General features: G+C 40.9%; 12 protein-coding genes and 1 tRNA gene. 8 read left to right on the top strand and 5 right to left on the bottom strand.

All coding sequences use genetic code 11. The features are described 5' to 3' along the window. Nucleotide 1 precedes the first annotated feature (1 nt). The 6 genes from terL to D0T50_RS03470 all read left to right on the top strand — a co-directional run bounded on the left by terL (nucleotide 2) and on the right by D0T50_RS03470 (nucleotide 5100). The gene (gene terL, locus D0T50_RS03495) at nucleotides 2–1462 is read left to right on the top strand and encodes a phage terminase large subunit (protein WP_163222030.1); all 1461 of its coding nucleotides are present in this window, start codon (nucleotides 2–4) and stop codon (nucleotides 1460–1462) included. A gap of 26 nt (nucleotides 1463–1488) precedes the next feature. Beyond that, complete coding sequence (locus D0T50_RS03490) at nucleotides 1489–2952, top strand: phage portal protein (protein ID WP_163222028.1); 1464 nt, start codon at nucleotides 1489–1491, stop codon at nucleotides 2950–2952. A gap of 352 nt (nucleotides 2953–3304) precedes the next feature. Continuing rightward, complete coding sequence (locus tag D0T50_RS03485) at nucleotides 3305–3589, top strand: DUF3853 family protein (RefSeq protein WP_163222026.1); 285 nt, start codon at nucleotides 3305–3307, stop codon at nucleotides 3587–3589. A gap of 1 nt (nucleotide 3590) precedes the next feature. Further along, on the top strand, nucleotides 3591–3836 hold the full coding sequence (locus D0T50_RS03480) for a hypothetical protein (protein WP_163222024.1): 246 nt from the start codon (nucleotides 3591–3593) through the stop codon (nucleotides 3834–3836). A gap of 50 nt (nucleotides 3837–3886) precedes the next feature. Continuing rightward, complete coding sequence (locus tag D0T50_RS03475) at nucleotides 3887–4087, top strand: hypothetical protein (RefSeq protein WP_163222022.1); 201 nt, start codon at nucleotides 3887–3889, stop codon at nucleotides 4085–4087. A 131-nt stretch (nucleotides 4088–4218) separates the two neighbouring features. Continuing rightward, a complete protein-coding gene (locus tag D0T50_RS03470) occupies nucleotides 4219–5100 on the top strand; it encodes a fimbrillin family protein (protein ID WP_163222020.1) in 882 nt (293 codons plus the stop codon). A 229-nt stretch (nucleotides 5101–5329) separates the two neighbouring features. Here D0T50_RS03470 and D0T50_RS03465 read toward each other — a convergent pair. Then, nucleotides 5330–5414 (bottom strand) — tRNA-Ser (locus D0T50_RS03465). A gap of 136 nt (nucleotides 5415–5550) precedes the next feature. On the opposite strand from D0T50_RS03465, the gene D0T50_RS03460 reads away from it, so the two are divergent. Together D0T50_RS03460 and corA are read left to right on the top strand one after the other, a co-directional pair. Further along, nucleotides 5551–8040 carry an endonuclease MutS2 gene (locus D0T50_RS03460; RefSeq protein WP_163222019.1) on the top strand — a complete coding sequence of 830 codons (2490 nt, stop codon included), beginning with the start codon at nucleotides 5551–5553 and terminating at the stop codon, nucleotides 8038–8040. 57 nt (nucleotides 8041–8097) lie between these two features. Next, nucleotides 8098–9147 carry a magnesium/cobalt transporter CorA gene (gene corA, locus D0T50_RS03455; RefSeq protein ID WP_163222017.1) on the top strand — a complete coding sequence of 350 codons (1050 nt, stop codon included), beginning with the start codon at nucleotides 8098–8100 and terminating at the stop codon, nucleotides 9145–9147. A 294-nt stretch (nucleotides 9148–9441) separates the two neighbouring features. Here the strand turns inward: corA and D0T50_RS03450 are convergent, their stop codons facing one another. From D0T50_RS03450 to D0T50_RS03435, 4 genes are all read right to left on the bottom strand, one after another. After that, nucleotides 9442–10566 (bottom strand): MORN repeat-containing protein, encoded by a 1125-nt coding sequence (locus tag D0T50_RS03450; protein ID WP_163222015.1) that lies wholly within the window; start codon nucleotides 10564–10566, stop codon nucleotides 9442–9444. Between the two features lie 82 nt (nucleotides 10567–10648). Beyond that, nucleotides 10649–11941, bottom strand: coding sequence for a pitrilysin family protein (locus D0T50_RS03445; protein ID WP_163222012.1), 1293 nt, complete (start codon nucleotides 11939–11941; stop codon nucleotides 10649–10651). Next, nucleotides 11907–12296: a 2-amino-4-hydroxy-6-hydroxymethyldihydropteridine diphosphokinase gene (locus tag D0T50_RS03440; protein ID WP_163222010.1), complete on the bottom strand. Its 390-nt coding sequence runs from the start codon at nucleotides 12294–12296 to the stop codon at nucleotides 11907–11909. Before D0T50_RS03440 ends, D0T50_RS03445 begins: the two co-directional genes overlap by 35 nt. 5 nt (nucleotides 12297–12301) lie before the next feature. After that, the gene (locus D0T50_RS03435; protein WP_163222008.1) at nucleotides 12302–14629 is read right to left on the bottom strand and encodes a transglycosylase domain-containing protein; all 2328 of its coding nucleotides are present in this window, start codon (nucleotides 14627–14629) and stop codon (nucleotides 12302–12304) included. Nucleotides 14630–14783: the final 154 nt, after the last annotated feature.

The following is a 14783-nucleotide window of genomic DNA, read 5'->3' as shown; positions in this document are numbered from 1 at the left end:
TATGCAAGAAAAGATTTTATATGCAAAAATGTTGCATGAACGTTTGCTTCGAGAAAGCCGAAAGGACTTGTTGCGCTTCACTCTTTCCACCATGCCGACTTTTAGTCCGGCAGACTTTCATGTTCGTTATTACTCTAAATTGACCGATTTTGCACATGGTAAGATAAAGAAACTTATGGTGTTCATGCCACCACAACATGGCAAATCAGAGGGTTCAACAAGACGTTTACCGGCATTCATTGTCGGCGACCGACCAGACACCAAGGTTGCCATTGTATCATACAACGCACCAAAGGCGCGTAAATTCAACCGTGAAATCCAACGCATCATTGATTCACCTGAATACCATGAGATATTCCCAAATACGTGTCTAAATACAAACAATATCATAAATGTTTCTGGGGCGTGGTTGCGAAACGCCGATGAATGTGAGATTGTCGGTTATCGTGGTGGCTTCAAGACGGTTGGTGTTGGCGGCGCATTGACAGGTGAACCGGTCGATGTGTTGATAATGGATGATATTTACAAAGATGCTAAAACGGCATGGTCGCCGGTTGTCCGTGAAACCGTTTCCGATTGGTATGACACAGTTGCGGAAACACGCTTGCATAATGACAGCCAACAACTTATTGTCTTCACACGTTGGCATGAAGATGATTTGGCGGGTACTCTATTGCGCCAACAAGGAATTTACGACCCTATTGAAAACCCAAATGGATGGGTTGTTGTCATTTATAGGGCAATCAAAGAGGGTGCGCCGACAGAATACGACCCAAGAAACGAGGGTGAAGCACTTTGGGCGGAAAGGCATTCACTTGAAAAGCTGCAATCCATACGATTGAGAAACCCACATGTGTTTGATTCACTATACCAACAAGACCCCAAGCCGGTCGAGGGGCTTATGTATGAATGTGGATTTGTAGAATATGGTATCAGACCGGCAACCAAGTATTGCATCCGAAAAGCGTATGTGGATACCGCCGACACGGGCGCCGACTACTTGTGTGCAATCATCTACGATGAAACAGAGGTCGGAAACTACATTGTGGATGTCATGTACACCCAAAAGCCAATGGAATACACCGAACCAGAACTTGCACGGTTGCTTACAAGACACACGGTTGAAGAATGTATTGTTGAATCAAACAACGGTGGTCGTGGATTTTCACGGGCGGTTGAAAAACAATGCCGACTTATGGAAAACATGAAAACCAAGTTCAAGTGGTTTCACCAGACAGACAACAAGGATATTCGCATTTATTCCAATTCGGCAGCCGTTCAAAATCTTACTTTCATGCCACAAGGTTGGGTGAAGTTATTTCCAGACTTTGCCAAAGCAATCAATGGTTATTTGAAGATAGGAAAGAACAAGCACGATGATGCGCCGGATGCACTCACGGGAACGGTCGAGAAACGAAAGAAACGAGCCAAACAGGACGTTGCAGGTCTTTTTGGCTACTAAAATGTATTATCATAACACAAAAAAATATGAAAATAGAAAATGTTTTTAAATTAAAGGGAGCAAATGAAGTTATCAAAGAACTCAAATTGCACCGTTATAATCCACACCCAAATGTTGCAAGTGCAAAAAAGGTGCTTGACCCGGAACAACATAAAATCAATAATAAAGTGTTCCGCCCGGACAAGCGTGTGAAGATTGACGGTGAAGACGTATGCGAAAATCATCAGTCATTACCCAATGGATATATTGGCGGAAAGAAAGAAACAGCATACCGAATCGAAAAGGTTGCACGTATCAGTTTGGCAATTCAAAAGTTGGTTATCAAAAGGGCGATTGCCTTTCTGTTTGGAAATCCGGTTGTCTATGATGCCGAAACACAAAACGACAACCAAGAATTGGTGATGAAAGCCTTGAAGCGCATATTGCATGATGTAAAGTCAAACAGCTTGAACCGAAAGATAGCACGTGCCATGTTTGGGTTTAAGGAATGCGCGGAATTATGGTATCCAACTGAAAAACCAAATTCAAACTATGGGTTCAAGTCGCAATTCAAGTTACGTTGTGCCTTGTTTTCACCCGCTTTTGGTGATACGCTTTACCCCTACTTTGACGAAACGGGCGACATGACAGCCTTTTCACGTGAATTTTCACGCAAGGATGTTGAGAAAAAGCCAATCACCTATTTTGAAACCTATACAGACACCGAACATTGGATGTGGGTTCAGGGTGGAAACGGCTTTGAAGTGGTTGACGGATACCCGAAGCCAATTGCCATCGGAAAGATACCAGTTGTTTATGGCTATCAAGACGAATATGAAACACAAGACATTGATTCATTGATTGACCGCCTTGAAGTGTTACTTTCAAACTTTGCCGATACGAATGACTACCATGCAGCACCCAAAATCTTCATCAAGGGTGAATTGAAAGGCTTTTCCAAGAAAGGCGAATCGGGTGCAATTATCGAGGGTGAAGATGGTTCGGATGCCAAGTATCTTTCTTGGGCAAATGCACCGGAAGCCGTCAAGTTGGAAATTGAAACGCTTTTGCGCATGATATACACCATCACCCAGACACCGGACATTTCGTTTGAATCGGTCAAGGGATTGGGCGCAATATCTGGAATTGCCTTGAAATTGCTTTTCATGGATGCGCATTTGAAAGTGCAAGACAAGCGTGAAATCTTTGACGAATACTTGCAACGCCGTACCAACGTGATTAAAGCATTCATTGGTCAATTCAATACATCCTTGGAAGCTGATTGCGATGAATTGGAGATTGAACCCGAAATCATCCCTTACATGCTTACAAGTGAGATTGACGAATTGAATTATTGGCTTACTGCAAACGGAAACAAGCCGGTTATTTCCCAAGAAGAAACAGTCGAAAAAGTTGGTCTTACCAAGAACCCGCAAGCGACATTTGCCAAGATTCAGGAAGAAACGAGCAATGAAAACACCTTTTCGATAGGTGAATTTACGGAAGCATGATGAAAAACATGACGGCACAAAATTGCACCGTTGGAAAATGGTTCTATGAATTGACATACCAAATTTTTATGGTGTGCTCAATTTTGAGCCACGAACCCGAATCATATCGTATTATGTGGTAAAATACCAAAATAGTGTACATTTTCGTGTACAATTTATATAATGTGCTGATTGTAAATATCAAATGTGGAGAAACGGGTTCTAAGACCCTCTTGAAAATTGTCTTTGGTGTATTATGATAATACACTAATTGATTGATTATCAGAACAAAGATAAAACAAATTTCTGAAACAACGTTGATTTTTTAGAAAGATTGTTGGAACTTTGCCCATGAATTAAAACAAAAATCAACATGAAAACGAATATCGATTTGAACAAGCCTTTGTGGCAACTTACAGTTGGCGAATTTTTGGAACTAATGAATCAAACGCCAATAGTTGCAACTGATAATACACCGAAAGAAAAACGCCTTGTGTATGGAATTTCGGGCATTGCCCAATTGTTTAATTGTAGTATGACAACGGCAAATCGGATAAAGTCAAGCGGAAGAATAGACCGTGCAATATCCCAACATGGTAGAATGATAACGGTTGATGCTGAACTTGCATTGGAACTAATGAAATCAAATAATTTATAAAATGAAAAAAGAGAATTTAACAATCAGCCCCGAAACCCATGCTTTTGTCGAATGTATGCACACATTAAACAATCATTGGCAACAAACAATGGATGCTTTGCGGAAAACTTATACCGAAGAAACATCTTGCGAATTAATAAAAAACGAATATAATCCAGCATTTGAACAATTGAAAAGCGTACTTCAAAAATTTCTTCTACAGTCTATTGAGCATAATATGGGGGTAATTGGATTCAATGAAATATAATTCAACTAACGTTTTATATTATTCAGTTAGTAATCTAAAAAAAACAGCTTATGAAAACACAACAAGCGATTGATGGCATTTTATCCGACTATGGTTCACAAGAAATCGAAGAAAGATTGAATGAAATCTTCAATGGTTATTTAGGTTCTGACAACGGGCATCTACCGCAAGAACTGCAATTGAATCATCTTTTAATTCGTTCAATCATCAACATGTTTAGAGCATGCTGCAAAGAATGTGAAGATGAATAAAATTGTTCCGCTATCAGATTAAAGCCATCAACCCAATAGGTTGGTGGCTTTATTCTTTATCATCCTTATTCAGTACCTTTGCCCGTCAAATTTTAAATAATATAAGTATGTTAAGAAAAACATTTATCTTGATGGCGACTTTGGTCGCCTTTTGCTCATGCAGTAATGAAAACGGCATTGAAGACATGCCAGATACCGAAATGGTACAAGTAAATTTCAACGTGAAAGCATTGGATGTGGATGTGCAACCGATGAACTCACCAATGTTAAGGAGTTCCAGCACACGGGCGGATGCAAGTTCAGTATTGACAATTATCAATTACTACTTGAAAAACACCGTTACGGGAAAAATCTATTCAGGCGAACAAAGGATTTCAGATGTCGGAAGTTCTGAATTTGGGAACATTTCTTTGTGGATACCCACCGGAACTTATCAATTGGTATTCTTTGGCTATGGAACGGACAATTCGGCAGGTACAGCAACCATGTATGTTGAAAAGGACTATAACAGGGCGATGATAAATCTAAAAAACAAAGATTCGTTTTATTTGAAGACAGAAAAGACCATTGGAGCGGAAAACGACCGAGTCGAAATAAACCTTTCTCGCTTGAATAGTAAGTTGGTTGTGAAGCTAAATGATGCCGTTCCATCGGACATAAAAAAAGTAAAAGTCAAGATGTCATACTATCCGGTTTTTAATACTCAAAACGAAACCGTTACCCATGAGGGTTCTTCCGGGATTGCATCCGTTATGGAATCATATCTAACAATAGAAAATGGAAACGTGAATGAATTTGGATTTTATTTGTTACCACAAAGTGGGCGCACTCTTACATTGTCAGTTTATGACGAAAGCAACAATGAATTAGGGGCTTGCTCCATAACAGTTTCATTTTATCGTAATAAAAAGACCATCGTTGAGGGTAATTTATTTGATGTGATTACACAAAAGCCATTTGTTGTTACCGTTTCGGATGAATGGGATGAAGATGTGATTGTCCCAATCCAATAATCGCTTTTTTTTGTTACCTTTGCCAAAGAATGGTATTTCTGCCATTCCATACGAAAATACTTCAATTGTTGTTGCGACAAAAAGAAGTACGAAAGCCCGGCATTGTTCGGGCTTTTGCCTTTCTTAAATAAAAGGAAGATTAACGGTGATTTTGTATGTAAGATTGTATGTTAAAAGAAAAAATCCCTTGTAATCGTTTGATTTACAAGGGATTTACTTTATTTGCTTGCGGAGAGAGAGGGATTCGAACCCCCGGTACCTCGCAGTACAACGGTTTTCAAGACCGCCGCAATCGACCACTCTGCCATCTCTCCAAAACTCTCAAATTAAGAGTGCTTTTCGTCAAAAGCGATGCAAAGGTACAAAGGTTTTTTAATTAAGCAAACTTTCTCAATAAAATTTCAACTATAAATTGTATTTTTGCCAGCGAAACCGATAAGGTATAAGCAAATGATATACCCACACAATTTTGAACAGAAGATAGGGTTTGACCAAGTCAGACAGCTATTAAAAGATAAATGCCTTAGTTCTTTAGGAAAGGAACGCGTAGAGAACATGAACTTCCTTGTACAATACGATGACATTGATGAACGACTCAACCAAATAGCCGAATTCGTACGTGTTATACAGGAAGAGGACAATTTCCCTGACCAATATTTTTTTGACGTACGACCTTCACTAAAGCGTATACGTGTGGAAGGAATGTATCTTGATGAGCAGGAACTTTTTGATTTAAGGCGCTCGCTAGAGACTATACGTAACATCGTTCGGTTTCTGCAAAAAACGGAGGAAGAAGATGGCGACACCCCCTACCCTAGCCTGAAAAAATTGGCAGGAGAGGTGGAAGTTTTCCCACAACTCATCATCCAAATTGACCGCATCCTCGATAAATATGGTAAGATAAAAGATAATGCATCGCCCGAGTTAGCTCGTATCCGTAAGGAGTTGATGACCACCATGAGTGGTATTTCTCGTTCTTTACATAACATTCTTCGCCATGCACAAGCCGAAGGTATTGTTGACAAAGATGTAACTCCTACCATGCGAGATGGCCGGTTAGTAATACCTGTTGCCCCCGGACTGAAGCGAAAAATCAAGGGAATTGTACACGATGAATCCGCAAGTGGGAAAACAGTTTTCATTGAACCATCAGAAGTGGTGGAGGCAAACAACCGTATTCGCGAACTGGAAGCTGATGAACGACGAGAGATTATTCGCATCTTGACTGCTTTTACCGACAGCGTTCGTCCGACAACACCAGAAATATTGCAATCGTATGAGTTCCTTGCCGAAATTGATTTCATTCGTGCAAAAAGTCGCTTCGCTATACAAACCACAAGCATTAAGCCGATACTGGAAAATAAACAGCTGGTAGATTGGACAATGGCTGTACACCCATTATTGCAAATGTCTCTTGCACGTCATGGGAAAAAAGTGGTTCCGCTGGACATTGAATTGAATACAGAACAACGTATTCTTGTCATATCAGGACCCAATGCCGGGGGTAAATCCGTTTGCCTTAAAACAGTGGGGCTATTGCAATATATGCTACAATGCGGTATGCTCATTCCACTGCACGAACGTAGCCATGCAGGTATATTTCAACACATTTTCATGGACATAGGCGATGAGCAATCCATAGAAGACGATCTCAGTACTTACTCCTCTCACCTCACCAACATGAAGATGATGATGAAGAACTGCAATGAGCAAAGTCTTATCCTCATAGATGAATTTGGTGGCGGTACCGAACCGCAAATTGGAGCAGCTATTGCCGAATCGGTACTGAAACGTTATAATACAAAGGGCACGTATGGTGTGATTACCACACACTACCAAAACCTTAAGCACTATGCCGAAGACCATGAAGGCATAATCAACGGAGCTATGCTTTACGACCGCCACTTGATGCAGCCACTCTTTCAGCTGCAAATCGGCAATCCCGGAAGTTCATTTGCAGTAGAGATAGCACGTAAGATTGGGCTACCCGAAGAAGTCATTGCCGATGCTTCGGAAATTGTTGGAAGCGAGTACATCAATGCCGACAAATACTTGCAAGACATTGTACGCGACAAGCGCTACTGGGAAAACAAACGCCAGAATATTCGTCAGCGTGAAAAACAGATGGAAGAAGCCATTGCCAAGTACGAAGCCGAGAGCAAAGAACTGAAGGAAGCAAAAAAAGAAATTATCAGACAGGCAAAAGAACAGGCTGAACAACTGTTGCAAGAGTCTAATGCCAAGATAGAAAATACCATTCGCTCCATTAAAGAAGCACAAGCGGATAAAGAAAAAACCCGCATGGCAAGACAAGAACTTGTCGACTTTCGCCAAGCTATCGAGAAACTCTCTGCTGATGAAAAGGAAGAGAAGATATCTCGAAAAATGGAGAAATTAGAAGAAAAGCAAAACCGCAAAAAAGAAAAAAAACAAGCACCTACTCAAGCCAAAGAGCAAACTGTTAAGATACCGCCTATTAGTGTTGGTACACTGGTAAAACTCAAGGGGCAATCATCTACCGGAGAAGTCCTTGAAGTGAGCGGAAAGAATGCAACGGTAGTATTCGGCAACATCAAAACAAACGTAAAACTGGACAGGCTGGAACACTCTGCTGCTGTTCCTAAGAAAATGGGAACAGTAAAAAGCACCTTTGTTAGCAGCGAAACACATGACCAAATGTACGAAAAGAAGTTATCATTCAAACAAGATATCGACGTACGCGGCATGCGCGGTGATGTAGCTTTGCAAGCTGTAACATACTTTATAGATGATGCCATACTAGTTGGTATGGATAGGGTGCGCATCCTACATGGAACAGGGACAGGTATTCTCCGTGTGCTTATTCGCCAATATCTGCAAACCGTTCCGGGCATCAAACACTTTGCCGACGAGCATGTGCAGTTTGGTGGCGCGGGCATAACAGTGGTAGACTTGGCGTAGACCGCAAACATTTGGCCTCCTGTTTTTGTTGTATGTGTATCAACACATAACAGCATTATGGGGAAATCAAAAAACAATCTACTTTTAGAGAAGCTGGTTTACACCGGAACAAGTGAAATAGAGCCACATCTGACACTGGTTAGCTACAACGAGCACGAATTGCAAGAAGCCAAAGGGAAAAACATCAAAAGCATTATTGACTCAATCAAGTGCGACTGTGTCAACTGGCTTACCACTTGTGGAATGAAGGATACAGAAGTAGTGCGAGAAGTATGCGAGCATTTCGAAATAGACTTCCTCGTATTACAAGATATTCTAAATGCCAATCATCTCACAAAAATAGAGGAACACGATAAGTATATCGTATTTATCACAAAAATATTCCGACCAAACGAAAATATAGAAGAAGAACTTACGCAACAACAAGTAGCAATTATTTTAGGAAGCAACTTTGTGCTTACGTTTTTAGAGAAAGAGACGCAACTGTTTGATGATATCTCCACAGCCATCAAAAGCAACACATTACGCATCCGCCAAAAGCAAAGCGACTATCTGTTTAGCGTTGTAATAAATAGTGTTGTAGGAAACTATATAAATATTGTTTCTACTATCGACGATTCGTTGGAAGATCTGGAAGAAGAATTGCTCAAAATCACCAACGCCAAAGACATTGGTATACAAATACAAAGTCTGCGTCGCCAATATATGCAGATTAAGCGTGCTGTTCTGCCACTAAAAGAGCAATATAGCAAACTACTACGCTCTACCAGTACATTAATACACAAGGTAAATCATCCTTTCTTTGACGACGTAAACGACCATTTACAATTCGTGCTACAAACCATCGAAATCTGTAGAGAAACACTCTCTTCGTTAGTAGACCTTTATATTTCCAACAATGACTTAAAGATGAATGAAATAATGAAGCGGCTTACAGTTGTATCTACAATTTTTATTCCGCTGACCTTCCTTGTTGGGGTATGGGGGATGAATTTTGAATTTATGCCCGAACTATCGTGGAAACATGGATACTTATTTGCTTGGGGATTAATGTTACTTGTAGGAGTAGGTGGTTATTTGTTTTTCAAACGCAAAAAATGGTATTAGGACAGAATCCATACACGGCTTCATCAATAAGCAATGAAAAAGGTCAACCTAGTTTATAACTAAAGATAAACCGAGTCAACCAACTCTATTAATAAGACTGAAAGTAGTCAACTAAAAACATTAACAGATACACGGTAGGTTGTGCCAAAGCGTTGGCACTGTTGTGCCACTGTTGATGCACTGTTGTGCCAATGCGTTGGCACTGCTGTGCCAATACAATGGCACAACCTACCTGGCTGTATGGCAAAACCAATACAGCATAGTCACACTAAACGTTACGTTATTTCAGAAAAACTATTGGATTGTTTCTATTTTATCTATTCGCCCTTGCTTATAAGTGCCTTGTCGAAGTAGTTTTCCGTCTTTGTCTGTTTCTTTAAAATCCCCATCTCTTTGTCCTTTCACAAAAGAGCCTTCAAAGCGATTTCCGTCTTTGTCAATAAGCACACCTTTGCCTTCTTCAAACCCGGCAAAGAAACCGCCTTTGTATTTTGTTCCGTTGGCAAGGGTTAACGTACCTTGTCCATGCGGTTGATTTTCTTTCCATTCGCCCTCGTACACATCGCCATTGCTCCAACGATAAATGCCGTATCCTTCGCGCTGATCGTTTTCCCAATAACCATCATACTCTGTGCCGGTAGCACTGGTCATGGTTCCTTTACCGTCGCGCATGCCTTTTTTGAATTGTCCTACATATTTATCGCCGTTTACCTCATAGAAGATTCCTTCGCCGGTACGTTCTCCATCAACATAAGAACCTTCGTAGCGTTCGCCCGAATGAAAGACATAAATTCCCTTGCCATGCTGTATGTCATTTTTCCAATCGCCTGTATAAGTATCACCATTTACATAATCGAATGTTCCTTTGCCGCTGCGCAAGTCTTCTTTCCAAGTTCCTTGGTACTTAGAACCATCATCCCAGATAAAAGTTCCTTCGCCTTCTTTTTTATCAGCTTTCCACGAACCGGTATAGCGAGCGCCATTACGCCATGAATAAATTCCATATCCTTCGCGTTTATCATCTACCCATTCTCCTTCGTATTTATCGCTATTGTGGTAGTACATAATACCATGACCTTGTTTTGCATCGTCTAACCAAAGCCCATCGTAGCGGTTATTGTCCAGCATATAGAACACGCCTTTTCCATTTTTCTTACCTCGTGCCCAGTTTCCTTCGTATCGTTCACCTTCGGTTCGTGAAAAAACGCCATAACCTTCGCGCATACCTTTCGCGTATTCGCCTTCGTATATGTCTCCATTTTTAAAGATGGTTTTCCCTTTGCCATTCGGTTTACGGCTTTTAAGTTCACCGGTATAGACAGCACCGTTTTTGAAGGTATATGTACCGATTTTGCTTTGCGCAAAAGTAGCTGAGTTTACTGTAAGCAGGCAGACTATTAGGATATATATGTATTTCATTCTGTTCTTTTTAATTGAGAAGTAAATGTTTAGAACACAAAAATACAATTTATCGCTAATTTGTAATCAATTCTTGTGGTTTTTAGTTAGACTTTTTTCCTACGACAACCTCTTTTAAGCTCTCTTTACATAAATACCGACAGGCCAAATCGCGCAGTTCTTCAGGGGTTACATCCTTTATCGCATTGACAGACGAAGAGAAATAATCGGCTTGCAAACGGGTTGTTTGAATAAACATCCACGCATCCGACAACGAGAAAGGCGACTCATAACTGCGGCACGTATCACCCAGCATATAGTTCTTAACGACAGACAGTTCTTGTTTACTTACCAAGTCGTTTTGCAATCTATCTATCTCCGCATAAACTTCGCGAATGAGTGGTTCCACATAATCATTATCTGTTTCGGTCGCTATAACAACAATTCCTGTACCGGGATAAAAATACTGTCCGGCAGAAATACCATAAGTGTAGCCCTTTTCTTCGCGAATATTCGACATCAGCCTACTTCCGAAGTAACCGCCCAGAATAGTAACCAGCACACGCAGCTTCAAGTAGTCGGGATGCGAGCGTGTTATCGAAAGTAGCCCCAGCTTCACGGAACTTTGCAATGCTTCTGGCTGTTCGGTAAATATTCGCTTCTCTTTTATTGTAAATAAAGGAGAAGAGGGTTCTTCAGAAAGAGAGTGTCCCGAAACAAATGGCATGCTTCCAAAAGCATCTTCTACACGCTTTATAATTTCATCCGTAACCTTACCCGATATGTAAACGGAACAATATTCCGCCCGATAAGTTTCTTGATAAAAACTACGTAAAACAGCAGGTGTTATTCTTCTGAAATCATCTTCGGTTGCAAATGTTCCGCAAGGGTGCTGATCACCAAATAATGAATGCAAGATACTGCGATGCGAAAGAAAATCAACCTTTGTTTGGTTTATCAAATATTGCTGCACATTGCTTTCAACTACTGTATTCAATTCCTTTTCCGGAAAGAGTGGTTCTTTCACTATAGATTCTACCACCGCCAATGTTTCCTCAAAACACTTATTTAGGGAGTAAAGTGTAACATAAGAGAATTCCGCCGAAGTTGCCAGTTCAAGCCAAGCGCCATAATAATCCAATTTCTCGGCTATTTCAGCCGCAGTAAGTTGTTTTGTCCCTTCGCGCAACATTCTATTTGTAAAGAGTGCCTGCAGTTTCTGCGTTTGCTGCCAGCTACCACCTTCAAACAACAAGTCAAGGCGCACAACGTCCTGACTACCTGCTTGCAATACATTCAGAGGAATACCATTGGATAGGAATAATCTTTCGGGACGTATTATCTCAAAGTTATCGAGTTGCCTAATGAGTGGTTGTCTTGTGCGGTCTAAGTTCATTTATTCCTTTAATTATATAAGTTCTATTCATCTCTTCGGACTTCAGCACCTTATCGTCAAAAAGCAACAAGTCTATATCGAGTATAACCTTGCCTTGTGCCTTGTCTTCGGGAGTCCTTCCCGCTTTAATTTCCATGCTTTTTAATATAGAAACGACCGTATCCTTATCAAGCTGAGTGCGAAACTCAACCAACTGATTGAAGAACAAAGCACTATTCGCTATTCCTATCGGTTCGGTCTCTTGTACAGAGCCAAACGTCATCTTACAAAACGCTTCTCTGAGCCACTTGGCAGCAAGAGCCAGGTTTTCTTTTCTATTGTAGTTGCTACCTATGCAGATAAGGCAAGTATGCATAGAAATTAATTAAACAAGTCGTCTAATTCTGTTCCTTGATATTGTTGCACTTCGGAAACATCTTCTTCGCACGGCTTAAAGTCCTCAGGCACCTGGAACTCCTCTGCCTGACTATATCCCAAGGTTTCATCTCCATATACTTTTTGCATATATAGTCCCCAGATAGGCAATGCCATAGCTGCCCCTTGTCCGTATGTCATGTTATCAAAGTGAATATCACGATCTTCGCCACCTACCCATACGCCCGACACAAGCGATGGTGTAAATCCCATAAACCAAGCATCGGAGTGGTTGTTGGTAGTCCCGGTTTTACCCCCCATTTGTACTGTTAGCCCATAGTTGCGACGGGCACGCCCTCCTGTACCTTCGTTTATAACCGAACGAAGCATATCAAGCATCTTATAAGAACTGTTGGCGCTCATCACCTCTTCCATTTCGGGTGTAAAGTTAGCTATGATATTCCCTTCATTGTCCTCAATACGTGTAACAAACAGTGGCGCTACTCGTATACCTCTATTGGCAAAAGCAGTGTATGCACTAACCATTTCGCCCACAGATATATCGCAAGGTCCTAAACAAAGCGAAAGAGTAGGCTGTATATCGCGATTCAATATGCCGAAGTTGTGAATTAGCTTTACTAGCGCATAAGGATTTAGCTTATTCATCAGGTATACCGAAATCCAGTTGCTAGAGCGTGATAGGCCCCATTTCAGTGTTACCATTTCACCATATCTATCACGCATGGAGTTACGTGGTGTGTATGGTTCACCTGTTTCGGTAATAAAAGTATATTCTACATGGCGTACTTCATCGCATGGAGTAAAACCATTTTCCATAGCTTGCGTATAAAGGAATGGTTTTATTGTTGAGCCTACCTGCCTACGCCCCACCATTGCCATATCATATTGGAAGTAGGGATAATCGGGTCCTCCCACATACGCCTTTACATGTCCGTTTACCGGATTCATCGACATAAAGCCTGTACGCAGGAAGTGTTTGTAATAACGAATGGAATCCATAGGTGTCATAATAGTATCCTTAGCTCCATTCCACGAAAACACCGACATTTCTATGGGTGTATTGAAGGCCTCTTCTATTTCTTTTTCTGTAGCGCCCGATGTCTTCATTACGTTATAGCGTTCGCTTTGACGAACAGAACGTTGTAAAATAGCATTTACCTCCTCTGTAGAAATATCTTTAGAGAAAGGAGCAGTCTTGCTACGTCGCTTTTCGCGAAAGAAATGTGGTTGTAGGTATCCGGCAAGATGTTCTTTTACAGCCTCCTCAGCATATTGTTGCATACGCGAATCAATCGTGGTGTATATTTTCAATCCATCCGTATAAACGCTGTAATTCTTTCCGTCTTTCTTTTTATTCTTAGCGCACCAGCCATAGAGCGGATTGGTTTCCCAAGCCAAAGAATCTTCATAATATTTCTGCATTTGCCAGCCACGGTATTTCTTCTTATCAGGCTCTTTGGCAGTCATTACACCACGCAAGTATTCGCGAAAATAAGTTGCAACACCTTCTTTATGGTCAACAGGATTATATTTTAGTTCCAGTGGAAGTGCTTGTAGGGAGTCGCATTCTTGCTCGGTTATGTAACCAGCTTTGCGCATTTGGTCGAGCACCACATTTCTACGTCCTTTGGAACGTTCGTTAAATCGACGCGGATTATAGAGCGAAGGGTTTTTGCACATACCAATCAGTGTAGCAGCTTCTTCTATTTTTAATTCTTTGGGAGTAGTGTTGAAGTAAGTATAAGCAGCGGTCTTGATTCCCACTGCATTATTCAGGAAGTCAAATTTATTGAGATACATCGTTAGTATTTCTTCCTTGGTATAATAGCGTTCCAGATTTACGGCGATTACCCATTCGTTTGGCTTTTGCAGCAGACGTTCGCTCAGATCGGTAGCTACTTCTTCTGTATAAAGCTGTTTGGCTAGCTGCTGACTAATGGTACTTCCACCACCGGCATTCTTTTGCATCAAGATACCACGTTTAATAACCGCGCGGGCAAATGCTTTTAAGTCGATACCCGAATGGTTGGCAAAGCGCACATCTTCGGTAGCAATCAGCGCATTGATTAAGCCCGGTGATAATTCATTATATGTCGTATTGAGTCTGTTTTCTTTACTGATAGACCAAGAACCAAGTACTTTTCCGTCTTCCGAAAAGAGCTGTGTAGCATATTTATACGTTGGATTCTCTATTTCTTCTATAGAAGGCATGTAGCCAATCCATCCTTTGGATATACCCATAAACATCAATACAACAGAAAGGACTATCAACAAAAAGAGTATCCAAAGCCCGATTACTACTTTCTTTATCATTATACAGGAGTTTTTAGTGTGTTCGCAATGAGCGCATTGCGCACAAAATTAGCACAAAACTTCATAACACACAATAAAATGAGAAATGGAAGTGATTCTTAACCGAAATTAAAAACTGTTTTGAATTTAGAAGCTGTTTTGAATTTCCACAGAA

The organism is Bacteroides sp. 214 (assembly GCF_010501015.1).
In the GTDB taxonomy this organism is placed as follows: domain Bacteria; phylum Bacteroidota; class Bacteroidia; order Bacteroidales; family Bacteroidaceae; genus Bacteroides.
The sequence above is the reverse complement of the archived record's forward strand: the minus strand, read 5'-3'. Positions and strand labels throughout refer to the sequence as shown.